Origin of the sequence: Pseudomonas sp. G5(2012), from assembly GCF_000408945.1 — a bacterium.
Lineage (GTDB): Bacteria > Pseudomonadota > Gammaproteobacteria > Pseudomonadales > Pseudomonadaceae > Aquipseudomonas > Aquipseudomonas umsongensis.
Genome location: NZ_APIO01000079.1, coordinates 16,112 through 35,941 on the forward strand (window position 1 = coordinate 16,112; position 19,830 = coordinate 35,941).

Here is a 19,830-nt window from a genome sequence, read left to right on the forward strand (position 1 = left end):
GCGTTTCGGGTGCTGTCGCTGGCTGTTTAGGCTAGAATGCACGGCCTCAAAGCACACCCCTTCCCGAGGCTGTCCCGAAGATGTTGATCCTGCGCGGCGCTCCTGCCCTTTCTGCCTTTCGCCACAGCAAGCTCCTTGAGCAACTGAGCCAGAAGGTTCCGGCTGTCAGTGGCCTGTATGCTGAATTCGCTCACTTCGCCGAAGTTACCGGCGACCTGACCGGCGACGAACAGCAGGTGCTTGCGCGCCTTCTGAAGTACGGTCCAAGCGTTCCGGTCCAGGAGCCGACCGGTCGTCTGTTCCTGGTGTTGCCACGTTTCGGCACCATCTCGCCCTGGTCGAGCAAGGCCAGCGACATCGCTCGCAACTGCGGCCTGACCAAGATCCAGCGTATCGAGCGCGGCATTGCCTTCTATGTGGCTGGCCAGTTCAGCGACGCTGAAGCCCAGTTGATCGCCGACGCACTGCACGACCGCATGACCCAGATCGTCCTGGGCAACCTCGAACAGGCTGCCGGCCTGTTCAGCCACGCCGAACCCAAGCCCCTGACCGCGATCGACGTGTTGGGTGGCGGCCGCGCCGCGCTGGAAAAAGCCAACACCGAGCTGGGCCTGGCCCTGGCTGAAGACGAAATCGACTACCTGGTCAACGCCTTCGTCGGCTTGAAGCGCAACCCGCACGACATCGAACTGATGATGTTCGCCCAGGCGAACTCCGAGCACTGCCGTCACAAGATCTTCAACGCCAGTTGGGACATCGACGGCGAAAGCCAGGAAAAAAGCCTGTTCGGCATGATCAAGAACACCTACGTGATGCACAGCGAGGGCGTTCTGTCGGCTTACAAGGACAACGCCTCGGTGATCGTCGGCTCCGTGGCCGGGCGTTTCTTCCCGGACCCCGAAACCCGCCAGTACGGCGCGGTGCAGGAGCCGGTGCACATCCTGATGAAGGTTGAAACCCATAACCACCCGACCGCGATTGCCCCGTTCCCGGGCGCGTCCACCGGTTCCGGTGGCGAGATTCGTGACGAAGGCGCAACCGGTCGTGGCGCCAAGCCAAAAGCTGGCCTGACCGGTTTCACCGTGTCCAACCTGCAGATCCCGGGCTTCTTACAGCCGTGGGAAGTGCCGTACGGTAAGCCCGAGCGCATCGTTACCGCGCTGGACATCATGATCGAAGGCCCACTGGGCGGCGCTGCGTTCAACAACGAATTCGGTCGTCCGGCACTGACCGGCTACTTCCGTACCTTCGAACAGTCGATCAGCACCCCGCACGGTGATGAAGTGCGCGGTTACCACAAGCCGATCATGCTGGCTGGCGGCATGGGCAACATCCGTGAAGAACACGTCAAGAAAGGCGAGATCGTGGTCGGCTCCAAGCTGATCGTGCTCGGCGGCCCGGCGATGTTGATCGGCCTGGGCGGCGGCGCGGCTTCTTCCATGGCCACCGGCACCAGTTCGGCAGACCTGGACTTCGCCTCCGTGCAGCGTGAAAACCCTGAGATGGAGCGTCGCTGCCAGGAAGTCATCGACCGTTGCTGGCAACTGGGCGACAAGAACCCGATCAGCTTCATCCACGACGTGGGTGCGGGCGGCCTGTCCAACGCCTTCCCGGAACTGGTCAATGACGGCGACCGTGGTGGCCGTTTCGAACTGCGCAACATTCCAAACGACGAGCCGGGCATGGCCCCGCACGAAATCTGGAGTAACGAATCCCAGGAACGCTACGTGCTGGCAGTCGGCCCGGCCGACTTCGATCGCTTCAAGGCGATCTGCGAACGTGAGCGTTGCCCGTTTGCCGTCGTCGGCGAAGCCACGGCCGAGCCGCAGCTGACCGTCACCGACAGCCACTTCGGCAACAGCCCGGTGGACATGCCGCTCGAAGTGCTGTTGGGCAAAGCCCCGCGCATGCACCGTTCGGTAGTGCGTGAAAACGAGCTGGGCGACGATTTCGATCCGTCGACCCTCGACATCGGCAATTGCGTCGAGCGCGTCCTGCATCACCCGGCCGTCGCGAGCAAGAGCTTCCTGATCACCATCGGCGACCGCACCATCACCGGCCTCGTGGCCCGTGACCAAATGGTCGGCCCATGGCAGGTGCCGGTGGCCGACGTTGCCGTCACCGCCACCAGCTTCGACGTCTACACCGGTGAAGCCATGGCCATGGGCGAGCGCACTCCGCTGGCACTGCTGGACGCTCCGGCGTCGGGCCGCATGGCCATCGGCGAAACCCTGACCAACATCGCCGCTTCGCGTATCGGCAAGATCTCCGACATCAAGTTGTCGGCGAACTGGATGTCCGCTGCCGGTCACCCGGGTGAAGACGCACGTCTGTACGACACCGTCAAAGCGGTCGGCATGGAATTGTGCCCTGAGCTGGGCATCACCATTCCAGTGGGCAAGGACTCGATGTCCATGGCCACTCGCTGGAACGATGAAGGCGTGGACAAGGCCGTGACCTCGCCAATGTCCCTGATCGTGACCGGTTTCGCGCCAGTGACTGACATCCGTCAGACCCTGACCCCGCAACTGCGCATGGACAAGGGCACCACCGACCTGATCCTGATCGACCTGGGCCGTGGCCAGAACCGCATGGGCGCCTCGATCCTGGCCCAGGTGCATGGCAAGCTCGGCAAGCAGGCTCCGGACGTCGACGACGCCGAAGACCTGAAAGCCTTCTTCGCGGTGATCCAGGGCCTCAACGCCGACGGTCACCTGCTGGCTTACCACGACCGTTCCGACGGTGGTCTGCTGACCAGCGTGGTGGAAATGGCCTTCGCCGGTCATTGCGGCCTGAGCCTGAACCTCGACGGCCTGGCAGAAACGTCTGCTGACATCGCCGCGATCCTGTTCAACGAAGAACTGGGCGCCGTGATCCAGGTTCGCCAGGACGCTACCGCCGACATCCTGGCGCAATTCAGCGCTGCCGGCCTTGGCGAGTGCGTGTCGGTGATCGGCCAGCCGATCAACAATGGCCAGATCAACATCACCTTCAACGGTGACACCGTGTTCGAAGGCCAGCGTCGTCTGCTGCAACGCCAGTGGGCCGAGACCAGCTACCAGATCCAGCGTCTGCGTGACAACGCCGACTGCGCCGATCAAGAGTTCGACGTGCTGCTGGAAGAAGACAACCCGGGCCTGAGCGTGAAGCTCAGCTACGACGTCAACCAGGACATCGCCGCGCCTTACATCAAGAAAGGCATCCGCCCACAGGTTGCCGTGCTGCGTGAGCAGGGCGTCAACGGTCAGGTGGAAATGGCTGCCGCGTTCGATCGCGCCGGTTTCAACGCGATCGATGTGCACATGAGCGACATCCTGGCTGGTCGTGTCGACCTGAACGAGTTCAAGGGCCTGGTTGCCTGCGGCGGCTTCTCCTACGGTGACGTACTCGGCGCCGGTGAAGGCTGGGCCAAGTCGGCGCTGTTCAACAGCCGCGCCCGCGATGCGTTCCAGGGTTTCTTCGAGCGTAACGACAGCTTCACCCTCGGCGTGTGCAACGGTTGCCAGATGATGTCCAACCTGCACGAGCTGATCCCGGGCAGCGAGTTCTGGCCGCACTTCGTGCGTAACCGTTCCGAGCAGTTCGAAGCGCGCGTGGCGATGGTGCAGATCCAGGAGTCGAACTCGATCTTCCTGCAGGGCATGGCCGGTTCGCGCATGCCGATCGCCATCGCCCACGGTGAAGGCCATGCCGAGTTCGCCAGCGAAGAAGCGTTGCTGGAAGCTGATCTGTCCGGTTGCGTGGCGATGCGTTTCGTCGACAACCATGGCAAGGTCACCGAAACCTACCCGGCCAACCCGAACGGCTCGCCGCGCGGGATCACCGGATTGACCAGCCGCGACGGGCGCGTGACCATCATGATGCCGCACCCGGAGCGTGTGTTCCGTGCCGTGCAGAACTCGTGGCGTTCGGAAGACTGGAACGAAGACGCGCCTTGGATGCGTATGTTCCGTAATGCGCGTGTGTGGGTGAACTGATAGCTGTGTACAAGCTCGCTTTCTTCGTTCCCGACAGCCATGTCGAAGTGGTCAAAAGTGCCGTATTCGCTGCCGGTGGCGGGCGGATCGGCGCTTACGATCACTGTGCCTGGCAGGTGTTGGGCCAGGGCCAGTTTCGCCCACTGGACGGCAGTCAGCCGTTCATTGGCGAGGCGGGGCAGGTCGAGCGGGTGGAGGAATGGAAGGTCGAGCTTGTGGTGGCCGATGAGTTGATTGGCTCGGTGGTGGCGGCTCTGAAACAGAGTCACCCCTACGAGACGCCAGCATACGAAGTGTGGCGGTTGGAGGATTTCTGATCCTTTGGTCGCGGCAATAAAAAACCCGCTGATTCGTCAGCGGGTTTTTTATGGCCCGCATTTTTCTTCGGGCGTAAAAAAACCCGGCATGAAAGCCGGGTTTTTCAGGAGCGTCGAGCTTAAGCGGTGAAGGTTTTGCCTTCGAACTGCTCAGCCACGAACTTCCAGTTAACCAGGTTCCAGAACGCCTCAACGTACTTCGGACGCAGGTTGCGGTAGTCGATGTAGTAAGCGTGTTCCCAAACGTCGCAGGTCAGCAGCGGGGTGTCGCCGTTGGTCAGCGGGTTGCCGGCACCGATGGTGCTGGCCAGGCCCAGGGAGCCGTCAGCCTTTTTCACCAGCCAGCCCCAACCGGAACCGAAAGTGCCGATGGAAGTCTTGCTGAACTCTTCCTTGAACTTGTCGAACGAACCGAAGGCTGCGTTGATGGCGTCAGCCAGCGCGCCGGTTGGTTGACCGCCAGCGTTTGGCGCCAGGCAGTTCCAGTAGAAAGTGTGGTTCCACACTTGAGCGGCGTTGTTGAAGATGCCGCCCGAGGAAGTCTTGACGATTTCTTCCAGGGTCTTGCCTTCGAACTCGGTGCCAGGCACCAGGTTGTTCAGGTTCACGACATAGGTGTTGTGGTGCTTGTCGTGGTGATATTCCAGGGTTTCCTTGGAAATGTGCGGCTGCAGGGCATCGTGTGCGTACGGCAGCGGCGGCAATTCGAAAGCCATTATGATTCTCCTAATCAGGTCAGTTGCGGTGAGCGCAAGGCCGATCACGGGCGGCCAGACAAGCGCCGGGGAGTTTGTACTCTTTGCGGCGCATCGGGTCGGATCATAGCACCGGGGGTGCGGCATAACCACGCAACATCTGTGTGGAATAGAGGTTCCAGAGCCTTTTGGAATAAATCAGCCGGCGCTGATCAGCTGTAATGCTACGGCGAACATCATCACCGCCACCAACAGGTCAAGAATTCGCCAGGTACTTGGCCGCGCCAGCCACGGCGCTAGCCATGCCGCACCGAGTGCCAAGGTAAAGAACCACAGCAATGACGCACTGGCCGCCCCAACTACATAAGCGCCGGGCTCCGTTTGCTGGGCGCCGAGGGAGCCAATCAACAGAACGGTGTCCAGGTAAACGTGCGGGTTGAGCAGGGTAACCGCCAACGCACTGAGCATCACCGCGCGCAACGAACGAACGGTCTGGTTCTCACCTTGTTGCAGACTCTGTCTGGAGCAGGCCCGACGCAACGCCTGGCTGCCATACCACAACAGAAACGCCGCGCCGCCCCAACGGGCAATGGCGAGCAGGGTCGGGTTTTGTGCCAGCACCGTGGCCAGGCCGAATACCCCGGCGGCCACCAGTAATGCATCGCAGGCCACGCAGAGTGCCGCCACCGGCAGGTGATGTTCACGTCGCAGGCTTTGCGCCAGTACGAATGCGTTCTGCGTGCCGATCGCCATGATCAGGCCGAAGGCCACCAACAGGCCGTTCATATAGCTTTGCCACATTATTTTTTACTCCGCGTTGGCTGCCAAGTCGCGCAGCACTTGCATCGCACGTTCGGCGTCGGCCTGGCCGACAAACAAATGGTCGTGGTAGTAACCGGCGATCACATTGCAGCTGATCCCGGCATGGCCCAGGGCCGTGGCGAACGCGGCGGTCAGTCCGACGGCTTCGAGGGCCGAATGCACGTTCAGGGTGATCCACGCGGCGATGTAGTCGAAGCTGTATCCAGCCTGTTCTGCATGGGAGCGTTCGAGAATTACGGTCAGGCCTTCCTGCTCGCGAAAGCTGCCGATGATTTCCAGTCCCACGGGCAATTGGCCGTTGGCCAGGGTGCAGAACACGTACTCGCCGGCATTGAGTTGCGGGCTCATGCTGCGCAGTAGCGTTGCCAGTGAAGTTTCGCCAGCCATGAGGAGGATCCTTGTGCAAGAGTTCGTGCTGGCCATTTTCCAGTAGTAACCTGTATAAGAAAAACCAATATTGCTGATCGCTCATTAGGAAAACTGATGTTCGACTATAAATTGCTTTCTGCCCTGGCTGCGGTGGTCGAGCAGGCCGGTTTCGAACGGGCAGCCCAGGTGTTGGGGCTGTCGCAATCGGCCATTTCACAACGCATCAAATTGCTCGAGGCGCGGGTCGGCCAACCGGTGTTGGTGCGGGGCACGCCGCCGTCACCGACCGAGATCGGCCGGCGGCTGCTCAACCATGTGCAGCAGGTACGTCTGCTTGAACGGGATTTGCAGACGCTGGTGCCGGCGCTGGACGAAGAGGGCCTGCCGGAACGCCTGCGAATCGCCCTGAATGCCGACAGCCTCGCGACCTGGTGGGCCCAGGCGGTGGGGGAATTTTGCGCGCAACACCACCTGTTGATGGATCTGGTGGTCGAGGACCAGACCGTCGGCCTCAAGCGCATGCGCGCAGGTGAAGTCGCGGCGTGCCTGTGTGCCAGTGAGCGCCCGGTAGCCGGTGCGCGCAGCGTATTGCTCGGGGCGATGCGTTACCGTGCATTGGCCAGCCCGGCCTTCATTGCGCGGCACTTTCCCCAAGGCGTGCGCGCCGATCAGTTGGCCCGGACTCCTGCGCTGGTGTTCGGCCCGGACGACTTCCTGCAGCATCGCTACCTGGCATCCCTGGGCGTCGATGGCGGTTTCGAACACCATCTTTGCCCATCGTCTGAAGGCTTTATCCGCCTCACCGAGGCCGGGCTTGGCTGGGGCCTGGTGCCGGAACTTCAGGTGCGCGAACAACTGGAGCGCGGCATTTTGCTGGAGCTTTTGCCAGATAAACCGATCGACGTGCCGCTGTACTGGCATCATTGGCGCAATGGCGGTCAGTTGCTGGGGTTGCTGACCGAGCAATTGGTGCAGGTGTCCCGGCAATGGTTGGTGCCGTTGGGCTGACAGGCAGCGTCAAGACCTCACGCAATACGCAAAAAACGAAATATTCGGAGCACTACATGAAGATTCTGGTCACCGGCGCAAGCGGCTTCATTGGCGGGCGCTTTGCGCGTTTCGCCCTGGAGCAGGGCCTGGACGTGCGGGTCAACGGTCGCCGGGCCGAAAGCGTCGAACATCTGGTGCGCCGTGGCGCGGAGTTTATCCAGGGCGACTTGTGCGATCCGCTGCTGGCACGCGACCTGTGCTCCGAGGTCGAGGCCGTGGTGCATTGCGCCGGTGCCGTTGGCCTGTGGGGGCGTTATCAGGATTTTCACCTGGGCAACGTCCAGGTCACCGAAAACGTGGTTGAAGCCTGCCTGAAGCAGCGGGTTCGGCGCCTGGTGCACTTGTCGTCGCCGTCGATCTATTTCGATGGTCGCGATCATCTGGGATTGACCGAAGAGCAGGTGCCTAAACGCTTCAAGCACCCGTACGCCGCGACCAAGTACCTGGCCGAGCAAAAAGTTTTCGGCGCCCAGGAGTTTGGCCTCGAAACCCTGGCGCTGCGCCCGCGTTTCGTGACCGGGGCCGGTGACATGAGCATCTTCCCGCGGTTGCTCAAGATGCAGCGCAAGGGGCGCCTGGCGATCATTGGCAACGGTTTGAACAAGGTCGACTTCACCAGCGTGCACAACCTCAATGAAGCGTTGCTCAGCAGTTTGATGGCCACTGGTTCAGCCCTGGGCAAGGTGTACAACATCAGCAACGGCGCGCCGATCCCGTTGTGGGATGTGGTCAATTACGTCATGCGTAAAATGGAAGTCCCACAAGTCACGCGCTACCGTTCCTACGGCCTGGGCTACAGTGTCGCGGCGCTCAATGAGGGGTTCTGCAAGTTGTGGCCGGGTCGTCCCGAACCCACCCTGTCGCGACTGGGCATGCAGGTCATGAAGAAAAATTTCACCCTGGATATCAGTCGCGCCCGGCATTATCTGGACTACGACCCCAAGGTCAGTCTCTGGACGGCGCTCGATGAATTCTGCGCCTGGTGGAAGGCCCAGGACATTCGCTGAAATCGGCTTCACTGAACCGAGGTTGGGCTTCGGGGTCAATCGTTGCGGCCGTGGGGGGTTATACTGCGCCGCATCAAGCCAACACCGTGTTTCACAAAGGTTGACTCAATGTCCATGCGTAACGATGCCAACGATGACTTCGACGATGTACCGAGCCTGCGTGCAGACATCCTCGATGATGATTTCCCGAAGAGCACCCGCACCTCCGTGCACTCGCGCACGCCGCCAGTGGTCAAGGTCAAGGCGGCGAGTACCGGCCCGTTGTGGGCACTGGTCGGCGCCCTGTTCTTTGCCTTCGCAGGCCTTGCCTGGTGGAGCTTCCAGCAAATTTCGCTGATGGAGCAACAGCTGGTGGCAACCCAGGAAAGCTTTGCGCGAATCAGTGAAGAAGCGGCGGGGCGCCTGCAGGATATTTCCGGCAAGGTGGTCGCCAGCCAGACTAACGTCAGTACCGACAGCGAAGCGCTGAAGCTGCAAATCCGGCAGCTGCAAAATCAGCTGCAGGATCAGGGCAAGCAACAACAGGGCGTCGCCGGCCAGGCCTCGGACCTGGACAAGCGCCTGGCGCAGATGACCGCGCAGACCAGCGACCTGGACAAGCGCCTCGCCGAGATGGCCGCCCAGGACACCGAGCAGCAAAAGGCCAATGCGCAAGTGCAGGAGCAGGTCAAAGCCTTGGGTAGTGAACTGGCCACGCTGAAAAATACCCCGGCGGATACCGAGAAATTCGATGCGCAACTGAAGAGCCTGGGCGCCGACATCACGGCGCTGAAGAAACAGGGCAATCCGAACGCTGCCATCGATCGCCTGGAGCAGGACATCGTGGTTCTCAAAAGCCAGCAGGACAACCGTCCAGGCACCTCTCAAGGCGCAAGCACTGCTGAGTTCGATGCCTTCCGCAGCCAGGTCACCCGAACCATCAACAGCCTGCAAGCGCAGATCCAGAACCTGCAACAGCAGCTGCGCACTCGCCAGTAAGCCCTGCCTCATTCCCGGTTCGCCGGGAATGATCCCCGCCTCGATTCGCTGAATGTCCCTGCATGCGCCATTGCCGTCTACGCTCTTGAAACATCAAGAGAACGGGGGGACGTGCCATGGGAATTGTGCAAAAGTTGGCCTGTTTGGGGGGCATGCTGTTGATGTGCCTGGGCCAGGTTCAAGCTGCCGAAACGGAAAAGGCCGACAGCCAGGCGGCCATTGCTTTGCTGGAAAAAGCCCTGGCCTACTACCACGACAATGGCGACAAGGCTTTCGCCGCCTTCAGCCGTCAGGGCGAGTTTGTCGACCAGGACCGGTATGTCTTCGTGGTCGATACCAAGGGCGTGATGCTCGCCAGCGGTGGGCCGTCGGCTGCATTGATTGGCCGGGATGTGTCGGATGTGCTCGGGCCGGATCTGCAGAAGGCCTTCAAGGATGCGCTCAAAGTGCCCGAGGGCAATGGCATCCAGCAAGCGGAGTACCGTTGGCAAAACTGGTCCGACGGCAAGGTCGAGCGCAAGCATGTCTACTATCAGCGAGTCGGCCAGCGAATCCTCGCGGTCGGTTACTACCTGCCACGGGCTTCAGCGGAGCAAGCCATGGCCTTGCTGAACAAGGCGGCGGCCGACCTGGCCAAGGACGAGAAGGGCACCCTGAAAGCCATCAACTCTCTGAAGGGCGGTTACCTGCAGGATGACCTGTATGTCTTCGTCGTCGACCTCGATACCCGGCGCTATGTCGCCCATGGCACCAACTTGCGATTGATCAACACCGATTTCAGCAAGATCAATGATCCGGATGGCAAGCCGGTGGGGGAGCCGATGCTGGCGCTGATCGCGAAACAGGATTACGGCGAGTATGAATACCGCTGGAAAAACCCGGTGACCGGTAAGGTCGAGAACAAGCATGCCTATCTGAAGAAGGTCGGGCATTTCCTGGTGGCGGTGGGGTATTACAGCCCTTGAATGGTATTGCCTGATACACCGCATTCGCGAGCAGGCCGCTCCCGCATTGAATCTCCAGTGATCACACATTTTGTGTACTCTGGAAATCATTGTGGGAGCGAGCCTGCTCGCGAATGCGGGCGACTCGGTCTCTCTACCGGACCTTGTCCTCGCGCCCGCGGAGCACCCTGTCCGGCATGGCGATCGCCGCCGCCAACCCCAGCAGCGACACCGCCGCACTTACCATCAACAGATGCCTGAACGTCAGCAACAGTTCAGCGCGCAGGGCATCCTGCGCGTCACCCTGTGCGGCGTTCAGGCCATCCAGCAAGACATTCCCCGAGTGACCCTCGGCCAACAGCGAAGAGCCAGCCAGGTGGGCGAAGCTCGAATCCTGCAACAACGCCAGCAACAGCGCCGACATCAGTGCCACGCCCACCGCTCCGCCCAATGAACGGAACAGGTTGGTGGTGCTGGTGGCAACGCCGATGTCTCGCTGTTGCACCGAGTTCTGCGTGCCGACCAGGGAGGTCGGAAACTGCATGCCCGAGGCGATACCGCAGAACAGCATGAACAGGCTGCTCAGCCAAAAGGACTGTGGCGGGCTGAACGCCATACCGAGAATCGACAACGGCATGAGCAGGGCGCCGGTCAGGATCATCGGTTTGTAGCGTCCGGTCACGGAGGTACGGCGGCCGGCGAAATATGCGCCAATCGGCAAGCCCATGGCCAGCGGCAGCAGGTGCAGGGCAGCGCTGTCGGCACCGGCACCGGTGACACTCTGGAAACGCAGGGGCATCAGTACGATCAACGAGATGGCCTGGAAACTGGTGAAGAAAATCGTGCACCAGCACAGGATCGCATTGCGGTTGGTGAACAGGTGCATCGGCAGCAATGGCTCCGATGCGCGTCGTTCATGCAGCACGAACAGGCCCAGCACCGCTGCCGCACAAGCCAGTAACCCCAATACTTCGGTACTGCGCCAGGAGTGCCCCTGACCGAATTGGGTGATACCCAGCAGCAACGCCGTCAGTCCGATGATCATCAACAATGTACCGAGGTAATCGATCACCGGTTTGCGTTGCGGAATCGGCAAGCCGACCAGCGTGCGATTGGCCACCAGCCACGCTCCCACGCCCAGCGGCAAATTGATCAGGAAGACCCAACGCCAGGAAAGGTATTCGGTCATGTATCCGCCCAGCACCGGGCCGGCGACGCTGGCCACCGCATACATGCTGCTGAAATAGCCCTGATAACGGCCGCGCTCACGGGGCGGCACGATGTCGCCGATGATTGCCTGGCTGACGGAGATCATTCCACCGGCTCCGATCCCCTGGAGAATTCGCGCCAGCACCAGTTGCTCCATGCTCTGGGCCATGCCACAGAACAGCGACGCCAGGGTGAATAACCCCATGCCAAACAGCATCAATTTGCGCCTGCCGTACAGATCGCCCAGCTTGCCATAGATCGGCACCGCCACCGTCATCGCCACCATGTAGCCGGAAATCACCCAGGCCAGCAAACTGACGTCCTTGAACTGTGCGGAAATGGCTGGCATCGACACAGCAACAATGGTTTGGTCCAGCGCACCGAGGAAAATAGCCAGCATCAGCGCGATCAGCACGCTGCGGATGGCCGGTTTGGGCAATTCAGGCTGGTGGAAAGTGGTCACGAATAAACCTGCGGCAGTGAATGACCCGCCAGTCAAGGCGAGCGGGATGCTCGCCAGTGTAAGTCGATAGGAGGCTATTCGATAGCCTCATATGGAAGGCCTGGCCCATCGTTTTGCAAACCTTCGACCTGACGAGCGGCCATGCGGTCGCGGATGACTCCTGTCTGGCCTTAGACCATCACCGTTTTGCAACGGGTCAGCCCTTGCAGATCCCACGCGGCGGGGGGCGGTGATGGATTTTTATGGATCGAGTGCTTGCAATTTTCCCTTGCGGGTCGGTCAATTGAAGGTGAAAACTGAGCGGGTAGCTGTACATTCTGCCATTCGGTGCGATTATCGCCCGTCGTCCATTCCGAAACCTGGATTGAAGTGATGAACAAGCCTGACCTGCCTTCGATTCCGGTGTTCAAGCTCTACGGTGAACGCCTGGATTGGCCGACCCCGGACTTGCTGCACTGTGAAACCATTTCCAAACGCAGTCGCGAACACCAATGGGAAATCAAACCCCACCGCCACGCCGATTTATGTCAGTTGCTCTTCGTGTTCAAAGGTCAGGCAGAGCTTGAAATCGAAGGCAAACGTTCGCAACTGACTGAACCGGCGATCCAGATCCTGCCGCCGTTGTCGGTGCATGGTTTTCGGTTCAGCGAAGACGTCGAGGGGTTCGTGGTCACCCTCGCGGCACCGCTTATCGCGCATCTTCAGGCGCAATTGGGGCATTCGGTGAATGCCCTGGCCCAGGCCGAGAGCTACCCGGCAGGCCAGGACGCCGCGTACCTCAACAGTCTGTTCAGCGCGTTGCAGAACGAATACACCGGCCACCAACCGGCGCGGGAAATGCTCATGCATTCGCTGGTCAGCGTGATCATGGTGTGGGTCAGCCGCCAGGTGATCCAGCGCCGGTCAGCGGGTCAACGACCGCAGCGGGCGCGGGAATACCTCAATGGCTACATCCAGTTGGTGGAAGAAACCTACCGCCAGCACGTCAAGGTTGAAGACCTGGCCCATCGGCTGGGGATTTCGGTCTCTCACCTCAATGGCACCTGCCGCGAGTTGGCGGGGCAACCGGCATTGCAGATCATGCACGAACGGCAGTTGTTGGAGGCCAAGCGCTTGCTGACCTACACCAGCATGACCATCTATGAAATGTCCGACGTGTTGGGGTTCTCTGATCCTACCAACTTCACGCGCCTGTTCCGACGCCGCGTTGGCATCTCGCCAAAGGCGTTCCGCGATCGCTTGAAGGCCGATCAGGACAAAGAAGGCTGATCCGCTCCTTAGCGCAGTGCGTTAAGGGTGGCGTTGTGTGGAATGCAGCGCTCGAAGTTGCAACTGGCAGCCTCCCGGGGCAAGTTGCGTAGCTGCTCGACACGCCACGCAGCAGCGCCATACAACCCGAGCGTGACCGCGCAGGTGATGAAGATGGCGAGGTACCTTCTTGTTTTGATGTTCATGGCGTAGACCTCTGAACGAATACCCTTCGGTATTACCTTGAGCATAGGTCAGATGCGTAGGAGCTGCCGGAGGCTGCGATCTTTTGATCTCGATTTTCAGCGGCGTTGAGAAGATCCATATCAAAAGATCGCAGCCTGCGGCAGCTCCTACAGGCCAGTATCCCACTCCGGATCTTCGGGGAACCTCTCCACCAGAAAATCCACCAGGCAACGCAGCGCCGACGGCATGTGCTTGCGTGAGGCATACACGGCGTACACGCTCATCTGCCTTGGCTCTGCCCGGGGCAGCAGGCGCACCAGATCACCGTTGTGGATGTACACGCCGGCCTGATAAGTGGGGAGCATGGCTACGCCGGCGCCGGCCAGGGTGGCGCGAAGTAGCGTGCTGGCTTCGTTGGCGCTGATGTTACCTTGCACGGGCACCGCCACCTGTTCGCCATCGAGTTCAAAGTGCCACAGGTTTTTGCCGAAGTACGAGTGGGTAAGGCAATTGTGCAGGCTCAAGTCCTCGATCCGCCGGGGTGCAGGGTGTTCGCGCAGATAGGCGGGGGCGGCGCAGATCACCGAGCGACACACCGTCAACCGACGGGCGATCAGGTTCGGGTCCAGGTCATTGCTGGTGCGAATGGCCAGGTCGATGCGCTCGTCCACCAGGTTCACCGTGCGGTCAAGCATCTGCAGGTCAATGCTGACAGCCGGGTAGCGCTTGACGAATGCCGCCATGGCATCGGCCAATTGCGCCTGGCCGAACGAGGTGCTGACGCTGATTCGCAGCAGGCCGCGAGGTGTATCGTCCGGCACGCTGACGGTAGCTTGCATGTCCGTGGACAGGTCGAGCATCTGCCGGCAGCGGGGCAGTATTTCGCTACCGGCGGTGGTCAGGCTCAATTTGCGCGTGGTGCGGTGCATCAGGCGTGCGCCAACCCAGTTTTCCAGTTCCGCCAGATAACGCGAAACCACTGGCCGTGACAGCTCCAGATGATCGGCGGCGGCCGACTGGCTGCCAAGATCGATCACCGTGACGAACACCCGCATTGCTTGTAGACGATCCATGATTTGCCCGGTTTCAGAAACAAACTATGTCCAAGCATCGCATTTTTTGTACTGAAGCAGGTAACTAAGCTCTGTTCCCATTCCGGCCTTCCCTGGCCTGCAAACAACGGAGCAACAGATGATCGGTTTCACCACACTTAAACGCGTTTTGCTGGCGACCGCTGTCCTCGGCTTCGCCGCCCACGCAGCCGCGTCGACATTGACGCTGGATGTCTATAACCCCGGCGATAAAGCGATATTCCCGGTGACCTCGGTACTGGTCAGCGGCGAGAAAGAAGCCATCCTGGTGGACGCCCAGTTCGGCAAATCCCAGGCCGCGCAAGTGGTGGAAAAAATCCGCGCCAGTGGCAAGCAACTGACCACTATCTACATCAGCCACGGCGACCCGGATTATTACTTCGGCCTCGATACCCTGACGGCTGCATTCCCCAATGCAAAAGTGCTCGCTTCGCAGCCGACCGTTGATCACATCAAGCAAACCGTCGACGGCAAACTGGCGTTCTGGGGGTCGAAATTGGGAGCTGACGCGCCCGCCAAAACGGTTGTGCCGGATGTGCTCAAGGGCGACAGCCTGATGCTCGAAGGGCAGAAGCTGCAAGTGATCGGCCTTGAAGGCAAGCAACCGGATCGCAGCTTCGTGTGGGTTCCGTCGATCAAGGCCGTGGTCGGTGGTGTGGTCGTGGCAGAAAACATCCACGTCTGGATGGCCGATACCCAGTCTCCCCAGTCCCATGCCGATTGGTTGGCGACGCTGCATTCGATCGAAACCCTGAAGCCGAACACCGTCGTGCCGGGCCATTACCTCGGCGATAGCGCCCGATCCCTGGCCGCCGTTAAATTCACCGCCGATTACATCAAGGCCTTCGATGAGGAAACCGCCAAGGCCAAAGATTCGGCGGCACTGATCGCGGCGATGAAAAAGCGCTACCCAGCACTGGGCGAGGAAAGCTCGTTGGAGCTGAGCGCCAAGGTCGCCAAGGGCGAGATGAAGTGGTAAATCTGCCAATGGGACGCAGAGCGTCCCGGGCTGCATTCCCACGCAGAGCGTGGGAACGATCATACGAGTACACCCCTGCAGGTTTCGATTACCGGGATTGCGCCTGTTCCACCAGCCAACCCATCAACTCGCGCAACTTCGGAGAAGGTGCGGGTTTTTCCGGGAAAACCAGGTAATACGCCAGCCCTGTTTTCACCTTCAATTCAAAGGGCATGACCAGCCTCCCGGCACTCAGGTCATCGCCAATCAACGACCAGTCACCGATCGCCACCCCCGTGCCCTGGGACGCCATCGACATGGCCAGGTCCAGCGTTTCGAAATGCTGGCCCTTGCTCACGTTGCTCAAGCGAATATCCGCAGTGGCCAGCCAGGCCTTCCAGTCCCGTTCATCCCGGGTCGGGTGGAGCAACATGTGTTGCTCCAGGTCCTTTGGCGATTGGAGCGGCACCGAACCTTCGAGCAATGGCTGGGAACACACCGGCGTCAGTTGCTCATCGAAGAGTTTTTGCGACAGCAGTGAGCTGTCCGGCGGCGCGCCATACATCACCGCGGCATCGAACTGCTCGCGATGAAAATCCACGCCGTGCTTGACCGTGGTGGTGAGCTCTACCGGCACGTCCGGGCGTTCCCTTTGCCATTGCAACAGGCGTGGCAGCAACCAGCGCATGACGCAGGTCGGAGCCTTTAGCTGGAGGGTTTCGCGCTTCTCGCCGATCTGTTCGACCGCTTCGTCGATCAAGCCGAAAATCTGCTGGACCCGTGGCAGCCATTCCCGTCCTTCGGCGGTCAGGTCCAGGCCTCGAGCCTGACGGATAAACAATTCGTAACCCAGGAAATCTTCCAGCCCGGCGATCTGCCGACTCACCGCGCCCTGGGTGATAAATAGCTGTTCAGCAGCACGGGTGAAATTGCAGCACTGCGCGGTAATCAGGAATGTGTGCAGCGCCGGCAGGGGAGGCAGTCGTTTCATCGGGATCCAAGGTATGACGTGAGGACATGGCTAGTATGACTTTTTATCCATTGTTGCGGCTATGTGTCGCCCGTTCCAATGAGGCCATCCCTGGACCTGCGAACCCATCATAAACACTGCGCAGGCCCGGCGTCTCAAACGAACAAGAAGGGCAATGACATGGCGACGTGTGGCGAAGTATTGGTCAAGTTACTCGAAGGTTATGGAGTCGAGCAGGTGTTCGGCATTCCCGGGGTTCATACCGTGGAGCTGTATCGCGGGCTGGCCCGTTCGAGCATCAACCACGTCACCCCGCGTCACGAACAGGGCGCCGGCTTCATGGCTGACGGCTATGCCCGCACCCGCGGCAAGCCGGGTGTGTGCTTCATCATCACCGGCCCTGGCATGACCAACATCACCACGGCAATGGGCCAGGCCTATGCCGACTCGATCCCGATGCTGGTGATCTCCAGCGTACAGACCCGCAACCAACTGGGCGGCGGTCGCGGCAAGCTCCACGAACTGCCGAACCAGAGCGCACTGGTCGGTGGCGTGGCGGCGTTCTCCCATACCCTGATGTCGGCGTCCGAATTGCCGGACGTGCTGGCCCGTGCCTTCGCGCTGTTCCAGGCCGGTCGCCCGCGCCCGGTGCACATCGAAATTCCGTTGGACGTACTGGTTGAAGAAGCCGACGACCTGCTCGCCAGCGTCCCGGTAAACATCGATCGCGCCGGCGCCGCACCGTCCGCCGTGAGCCGCATGACCGAGCTGCTGGCCGGTGCCAGGCGTCCGTTGATCCTCGCCGGTGGTGGCGCCATCGATGCCGCCGCCGAATTGACCGAACTGGCCGAATTGCTGGACGCGCCCGTAGCGCTGACCATCAATGCCAAGGGCATGCTGCGCTCTGCTCACCCGTTGCTGATCGGTTCGACCCAGAGCCTGGTTGCCACGCGCGCACTGGTCGCCGAGGCCGATGTGGTGCTGGCCATCGGTACCGAGCTGGCCGAGACCGACTACGACGTGACCTTCGCCGGTGGTTTCGAGATTCCTGGCAAGCTGCTGCGCGTCGACATCGATCCGGACCAGACCGTACGCAACTACCCGCCACACGTGGCCTTGGTCGCCGACTCGCGCAACGCTGCCCAAGCCTTGCTCAGCGCGCTGTCGCACAAGCCACTGGCCGAGCGCCGCAACGATTGGGGCCAGGTGCGCGCCGCCCGTTTGCGCGAAGAACTGGCCGCCACCTGGGACGCGCCGACCCTGGACCAGAGCCGCTTCCTGGAAACCGTTCTGCACGAACTGCCGAACGCGGTATTCGTCGGTGATTCGACCCAACCGGTGTACACCGGCAACCTGACCTTCAACCCGGAACGCCCGCGTCGCTGGTTCAACTCCTCCACCGGTTACGGCACCCTCGGTTACGCCTTGCCAGCGGCGATTGGCGCCTGGTTGGGCGGCACCGTCGAAGGCGGCGCACGTCCTCCAGTGGTGTGCCTGATCGGCGACGGCGGCCTGCAGTTCACCCTGCCGGAACTGGCCAGCGCCGTTGAAGCGCGCACCCCGGTGATCGTGCTGCTGTGGAATAACCAGGGTTACGAAGAGATCAAGAAGTACATGGTCAACCGTGCCATCGAGCCAGTGGGCGTGGACATCTACACCCCGGACTTCATCGGTGTAGCCAAGGCATTGGGTTGTGCCGCCGAAGCCGTCAATGGTGTTGAACAATTGCGTACGGCATTGCGTGTTGCCACCGATCGCCAGGGCCCGACCCTGATTGAAATCGATCAGGCCGCGTGGACGAAGGCGGTGTCGAAATGAGCTTTTCCACGACTTTTCCGACGACTTTGGATGGCCTTTTCATCGACGGTAAATGGTCGGCGGGCAAGGAACACTTGCGCGTGATCAACCCGGCGACCGAAGCGTTGTTGACCACGGTGAATGGCGGCGATGAGCGCGCCGTCGATCAGGCGGTCAGCGCAGCGAGCAAAGCCTTTGCCGACTGGTCGAAGACCACCGGCGCCGAACGTGGCGCGATCCTGCGCAAAATCGCCGCGGGTGTGCAGGCCGGTCGCGACCAGTTGATGCACTTGCAGTCGAGCAACAACGGCAAGCCATTGTTCGAAGCAGCCATCGATGTTGATGACGTGATCGCCACGTTCGAATATTACGCCGGCCTGGCTGAAGGTCTGGACGCGAAACAGGACAGCCCGGTAGAGCTGCCGACCGACGATTTCAGTGCGCGCCTGCGCCGTGAACCTTGCGGTGTGGTCGGCCTGATCGTGCCGTGGAACTTCCCGATGGTCACCACTGCGTGGAAACTCGCCCCGGCCCTGGCCGCCGGTTGCTGCGTGGTGCTCAAGCCCTCGGAAGTGACGCCGCTGCCGGAGCTGGAACTGGCGAGGATCATTGCCCAGGCCGGCTTGCCTGCCGGTGTGTTCAACCTGGTGTGCGGCACTGGCCTGGCCGTTGGCGCACCGTTGTCGGCAGACCCGCGCATCGCCAAGGTGTCGTTCACCGGCAGCAACGCGGTCGGTGTGCAGGTCATGCAGCGGGCAGCGGAAACCGTCAAGGGCGTGAGCCTGGAACTGGGCGGCAAATCTTCCTTGCTGGTGCTGGCCGATGCCGATCTCGACCTGGCGGTGGAAGTGGCCTGCGGTGGCGGTTTCTTCAACGCCGGGCAGATGTGCTCCGCGACCAGCCGCGTGCTGGTTGCCGATGAGCTGGCCGATGAGTTCCTCAGTCGTGTGAAGGTCCGCGCCGAAGCCATTCGTGTGGCCGACCCGTTCGACCCGAACGTGGAGATGGGCACGCTGGTCAATCAGGCGCAGTACCAGCGCGTGCTCGGCCATATCGATCGCGGTTTGAGCGCTGGCGCCAAACTGGTTTGCGGCGGCAATCGTCCTGCAGACTTGCCGCGCGGATATTTTTTGCAGCCGACCGTTTTCACTGACGTGCCCCTGGACAGTGCGCTGTGGTGCGAAGAGATTTTCGGCCCGGTGATTTGCGTGCGTCGTTTCGCCTCTGAGGCTGAGGCGATTGCCTTGGCCAACGACAGCCAGTTTGGTCTGGTCGCCAGCGTGGTTACGCGTAACGCAGAAACGGCGGATCGCGTCGCCAACGCTTTGCAGGCGGGGCTCGTGTGGATCAATGCGCCGCAAGTGATCTTCCCGCAGACCGCCTGGGGTGGCTACAAGCAGAGCAGTATCGGCCGCGAATTGGGGCCATGGGGCTTGCAGGCTTTCCAGGAAATCAAGCACGTGATTCGCGCTGTCTGATGCCTCTCCCGTAGGAGCGAGCATGCTCGCGATGGACGTCAACGATAACGCGGGGCATCAGACAGCCCGTGTCGTCCATGCGTCCATCGCGAGCATGCTCGCTCCTACAGTGAGGCATGCGTCGGCGTCATGGCTTCAATGAATTTTTATCGATAGTCAGGTGTTTTACACGACCTCAGGATGAACCCGCTGGCTCAGTAAAGCCCCCGAACATACGAGGGGTAAACGCTGAACCGGCCGCGCGGATGCAACAGTTTCGACCTGCCTTATA

Annotated in this window: 17 protein-coding genes; 10 read left to right on the forward strand and 7 right to left on the reverse strand. The window is 61.0% G+C overall.

All coding sequences use genetic code 11. From position 1 onward, the window contains the following. The first annotated feature begins 80 nt into the window (after positions 1 to 80). The gene (purL, locus tag PG5_RS22645; RefSeq protein ID WP_020799462.1) at positions 81 to 3,977 is read left to right on the forward strand and encodes a phosphoribosylformylglycinamidine synthase; all 3,897 of its coding nucleotides are present in this window, start codon (positions 81 to 83) and stop codon (positions 3,975 to 3,977) included. Positions 3,978 to 3,982: 5 nt separating this feature from the next. Continuing rightward, positions 3,983 to 4,294, forward strand: coding sequence for a YqfO family protein (locus PG5_RS22650; protein ID WP_020799463.1), 312 nt, complete (start codon positions 3,983 to 3,985; stop codon positions 4,292 to 4,294). Between the two features lie 119 nt (positions 4,295 to 4,413). Here PG5_RS22650 and PG5_RS22655 read toward each other — a convergent pair whose 3' ends face one another. The 3 genes from PG5_RS22655 to PG5_RS22665 form a co-directional block, all read right to left on the reverse strand. Beyond that, positions 4,414 to 5,010: a superoxide dismutase gene (locus tag PG5_RS22655; protein ID WP_020799465.1), complete on the reverse strand. Its 597-nt coding sequence runs from the start codon at positions 5,008 to 5,010 to the stop codon at positions 4,414 to 4,416. A gap of 177 nt (positions 5,011 to 5,187) precedes the next feature. Then, a complete protein-coding gene (locus PG5_RS22660) occupies positions 5,188 to 5,790 on the reverse strand; it encodes a LysE/ArgO family amino acid transporter (protein WP_020799466.1) in 603 nt (200 codons plus the stop codon). A 6-nt stretch (positions 5,791 to 5,796) separates the two neighbouring features. Then, entirely contained in the window at positions 5,797 to 6,198 is a 402-nt protein-coding gene (locus PG5_RS22665; protein ID WP_020799467.1) for an ACT domain-containing protein, read from the reverse strand. 96 nt (positions 6,199 to 6,294) lie between these two features. Between PG5_RS22665 and PG5_RS22670 the strand changes: the two genes are divergently transcribed. The 4 genes from PG5_RS22670 to PG5_RS22685 all read left to right on the forward strand — a co-directional run bounded on the left by PG5_RS22670 (position 6,295) and on the right by PG5_RS22685 (position 10,180). Beyond that, a complete protein-coding gene (locus PG5_RS22670; RefSeq protein ID WP_020799468.1) occupies positions 6,295 to 7,188 on the forward strand; it encodes a LysR family transcriptional regulator ArgP in 894 nt (297 codons plus the stop codon). A 56-nt stretch (positions 7,189 to 7,244) separates the two neighbouring features. Beyond that, positions 7,245 to 8,237, forward strand: a complete 993-nt coding sequence (locus PG5_RS22675) for an NAD(P)-dependent oxidoreductase (protein WP_042955664.1) — start codon at positions 7,245 to 7,247, stop codon at positions 8,235 to 8,237. 108 nt (positions 8,238 to 8,345) lie between these two features. Then, complete coding sequence (locus PG5_RS22680; RefSeq protein ID WP_020799470.1) at positions 8,346 to 9,215, forward strand: hypothetical protein; 870 nt, start codon at positions 8,346 to 8,348, stop codon at positions 9,213 to 9,215. A 116-nt stretch (positions 9,216 to 9,331) separates the two neighbouring features. Further along, complete coding sequence (locus tag PG5_RS22685) at positions 9,332 to 10,180, forward strand: cache domain-containing protein (RefSeq protein WP_042955663.1); 849 nt, start codon at positions 9,332 to 9,334, stop codon at positions 10,178 to 10,180. 133 nt (positions 10,181 to 10,313) lie between these two features. Here the strand turns inward: PG5_RS22685 and PG5_RS22690 are convergent, their stop codons facing one another. After that, on the reverse strand, positions 10,314 to 11,768 hold the full coding sequence (locus PG5_RS22690; protein WP_371106619.1) for an MDR family MFS transporter: 1,455 nt from the start codon (positions 11,766 to 11,768) through the stop codon (positions 10,314 to 10,316). A 435-nt stretch (positions 11,769 to 12,203) separates the two neighbouring features. Here PG5_RS22690 and PG5_RS22695 point away from each other — a divergent pair, with 435 nt between their 5' ends. Continuing rightward, entirely contained in the window at positions 12,204 to 13,100 is an 897-nt protein-coding gene (locus PG5_RS22695; protein WP_020799473.1) for a helix-turn-helix domain-containing protein, read from the forward strand. Between the two features lie 8 nt (positions 13,101 to 13,108). Here PG5_RS22695 and PG5_RS34470 read toward each other — a convergent pair whose 3' ends face one another. Both PG5_RS34470 and PG5_RS22705 read right to left on the reverse strand, forming a co-directional pair. Continuing rightward, positions 13,109 to 13,285, reverse strand: coding sequence for a hypothetical protein (locus tag PG5_RS34470; protein WP_020799474.1), 177 nt, complete (start codon positions 13,283 to 13,285; stop codon positions 13,109 to 13,111). Positions 13,286 to 13,432: 147 nt separating this feature from the next. Beyond that, positions 13,433 to 14,338, reverse strand: coding sequence for a LysR family transcriptional regulator (locus tag PG5_RS22705; protein ID WP_218187896.1), 906 nt, complete (start codon positions 14,336 to 14,338; stop codon positions 13,433 to 13,435). 118 nt (positions 14,339 to 14,456) lie between these two features. On the opposite strand from PG5_RS22705, the gene PG5_RS22710 reads away from it, so the two are divergent. Beyond that, entirely contained in the window at positions 14,457 to 15,335 is an 879-nt protein-coding gene (locus tag PG5_RS22710; RefSeq protein WP_020799476.1) for an MBL fold metallo-hydrolase, read from the forward strand. 88 nt (positions 15,336 to 15,423) lie between these two features. Here the strand turns inward: PG5_RS22710 and PG5_RS22715 are convergent, their stop codons facing one another. Then, the gene (locus PG5_RS22715; RefSeq protein WP_020799477.1) at positions 15,424 to 16,305 is read right to left on the reverse strand and encodes a LysR substrate-binding domain-containing protein; all 882 of its coding nucleotides are present in this window, start codon (positions 16,303 to 16,305) and stop codon (positions 15,424 to 15,426) included. A 159-nt stretch (positions 16,306 to 16,464) separates the two neighbouring features. Between PG5_RS22715 and PG5_RS22720 the strand changes: the two genes are divergently transcribed. Further along, complete coding sequence (locus PG5_RS22720) at positions 16,465 to 18,102, forward strand: 5-guanidino-2-oxopentanoate decarboxylase (protein ID WP_020799478.1); 1,638 nt, start codon at positions 16,465 to 16,467, stop codon at positions 18,100 to 18,102. Beyond that, entirely contained in the window at positions 18,099 to 19,559 is a 1,461-nt protein-coding gene (locus PG5_RS22725) for an aldehyde dehydrogenase family protein (RefSeq protein ID WP_020799479.1), read from the forward strand. The genes PG5_RS22720 and PG5_RS22725 overlap by 4 nt, the downstream gene beginning before the upstream one ends. The last annotated feature ends 271 nt before the right edge of the window (positions 19,560 to 19,830 follow it).

Excerpts from the sequence above, each read along its gene's own strand:
- PG5_RS22655 (WP_020799465.1), bottom strand. The coding sequence starts at position 5,010 with ATGGCTTTCGAATTGCCGCCGCTGCCGTACGCACACGATGCCCTGCAG.
- PG5_RS22695 (WP_020799473.1), top strand. The coding sequence starts at position 12,204 with ATGAACAAGCCTGACCTGCCTTCGATTCCGGTGTTCAAGCTCTACGGT.
- PG5_RS22675 (WP_042955664.1), top strand. The coding sequence starts at position 7,245 with ATGAAGATTCTGGTCACCGGCGCAAGCGGCTTCATTGGCGGGCGCTTT.
- PG5_RS22720 (WP_020799478.1), top strand. The coding sequence starts at position 16,465 with ATGGCGACGTGTGGCGAAGTATTGGTCAAGTTACTCGAAGGTTATGGA.
- PG5_RS22665 (WP_020799467.1), bottom strand. The coding sequence starts at position 6,198 with ATGGCTGGCGAAACTTCACTGGCAACGCTACTGCGCAGCATGAGCCCG.
- PG5_RS22660 (WP_020799466.1), bottom strand. The coding sequence starts at position 5,790 with ATGTGGCAAAGCTATATGAACGGCCTGTTGGTGGCCTTCGGCCTGATC.
- PG5_RS22670 (WP_020799468.1), top strand. The coding sequence starts at position 6,295 with ATGTTCGACTATAAATTGCTTTCTGCCCTGGCTGCGGTGGTCGAGCAG.
- PG5_RS22705 (WP_218187896.1), bottom strand. The coding sequence starts at position 14,338 with ATGGATCGTCTACAAGCAATGCGGGTGTTCGTCACGGTGATCGATCTT.
- PG5_RS22725 (WP_020799479.1), top strand. The coding sequence starts at position 18,099 with ATGAGCTTTTCCACGACTTTTCCGACGACTTTGGATGGCCTTTTCATC.
- PG5_RS22685 (WP_042955663.1), top strand. The coding sequence starts at position 9,332 with ATGGGAATTGTGCAAAAGTTGGCCTGTTTGGGGGGCATGCTGTTGATG.
- PG5_RS22690 (WP_371106619.1), bottom strand. The coding sequence starts at position 11,768 with ATGCTGGCTATTTTCCTCGGTGCGCTGGACCAAACCATTGTTGCTGTG.
- PG5_RS22710 (WP_020799476.1), top strand. The coding sequence starts at position 14,457 with ATGATCGGTTTCACCACACTTAAACGCGTTTTGCTGGCGACCGCTGTC.
- purL (WP_020799462.1), top strand. The coding sequence starts at position 81 with ATGTTGATCCTGCGCGGCGCTCCTGCCCTTTCTGCCTTTCGCCACAGC.
- PG5_RS22715 (WP_020799477.1), bottom strand. The coding sequence starts at position 16,305 with ATGAAACGACTGCCTCCCCTGCCGGCGCTGCACACATTCCTGATTACC.
- PG5_RS34470 (WP_020799474.1), bottom strand. The coding sequence starts at position 13,285 with ATGAACATCAAAACAAGAAGGTACCTCGCCATCTTCATCACCTGCGCG.
- PG5_RS22680 (WP_020799470.1), top strand. The coding sequence starts at position 8,346 with ATGTCCATGCGTAACGATGCCAACGATGACTTCGACGATGTACCGAGC.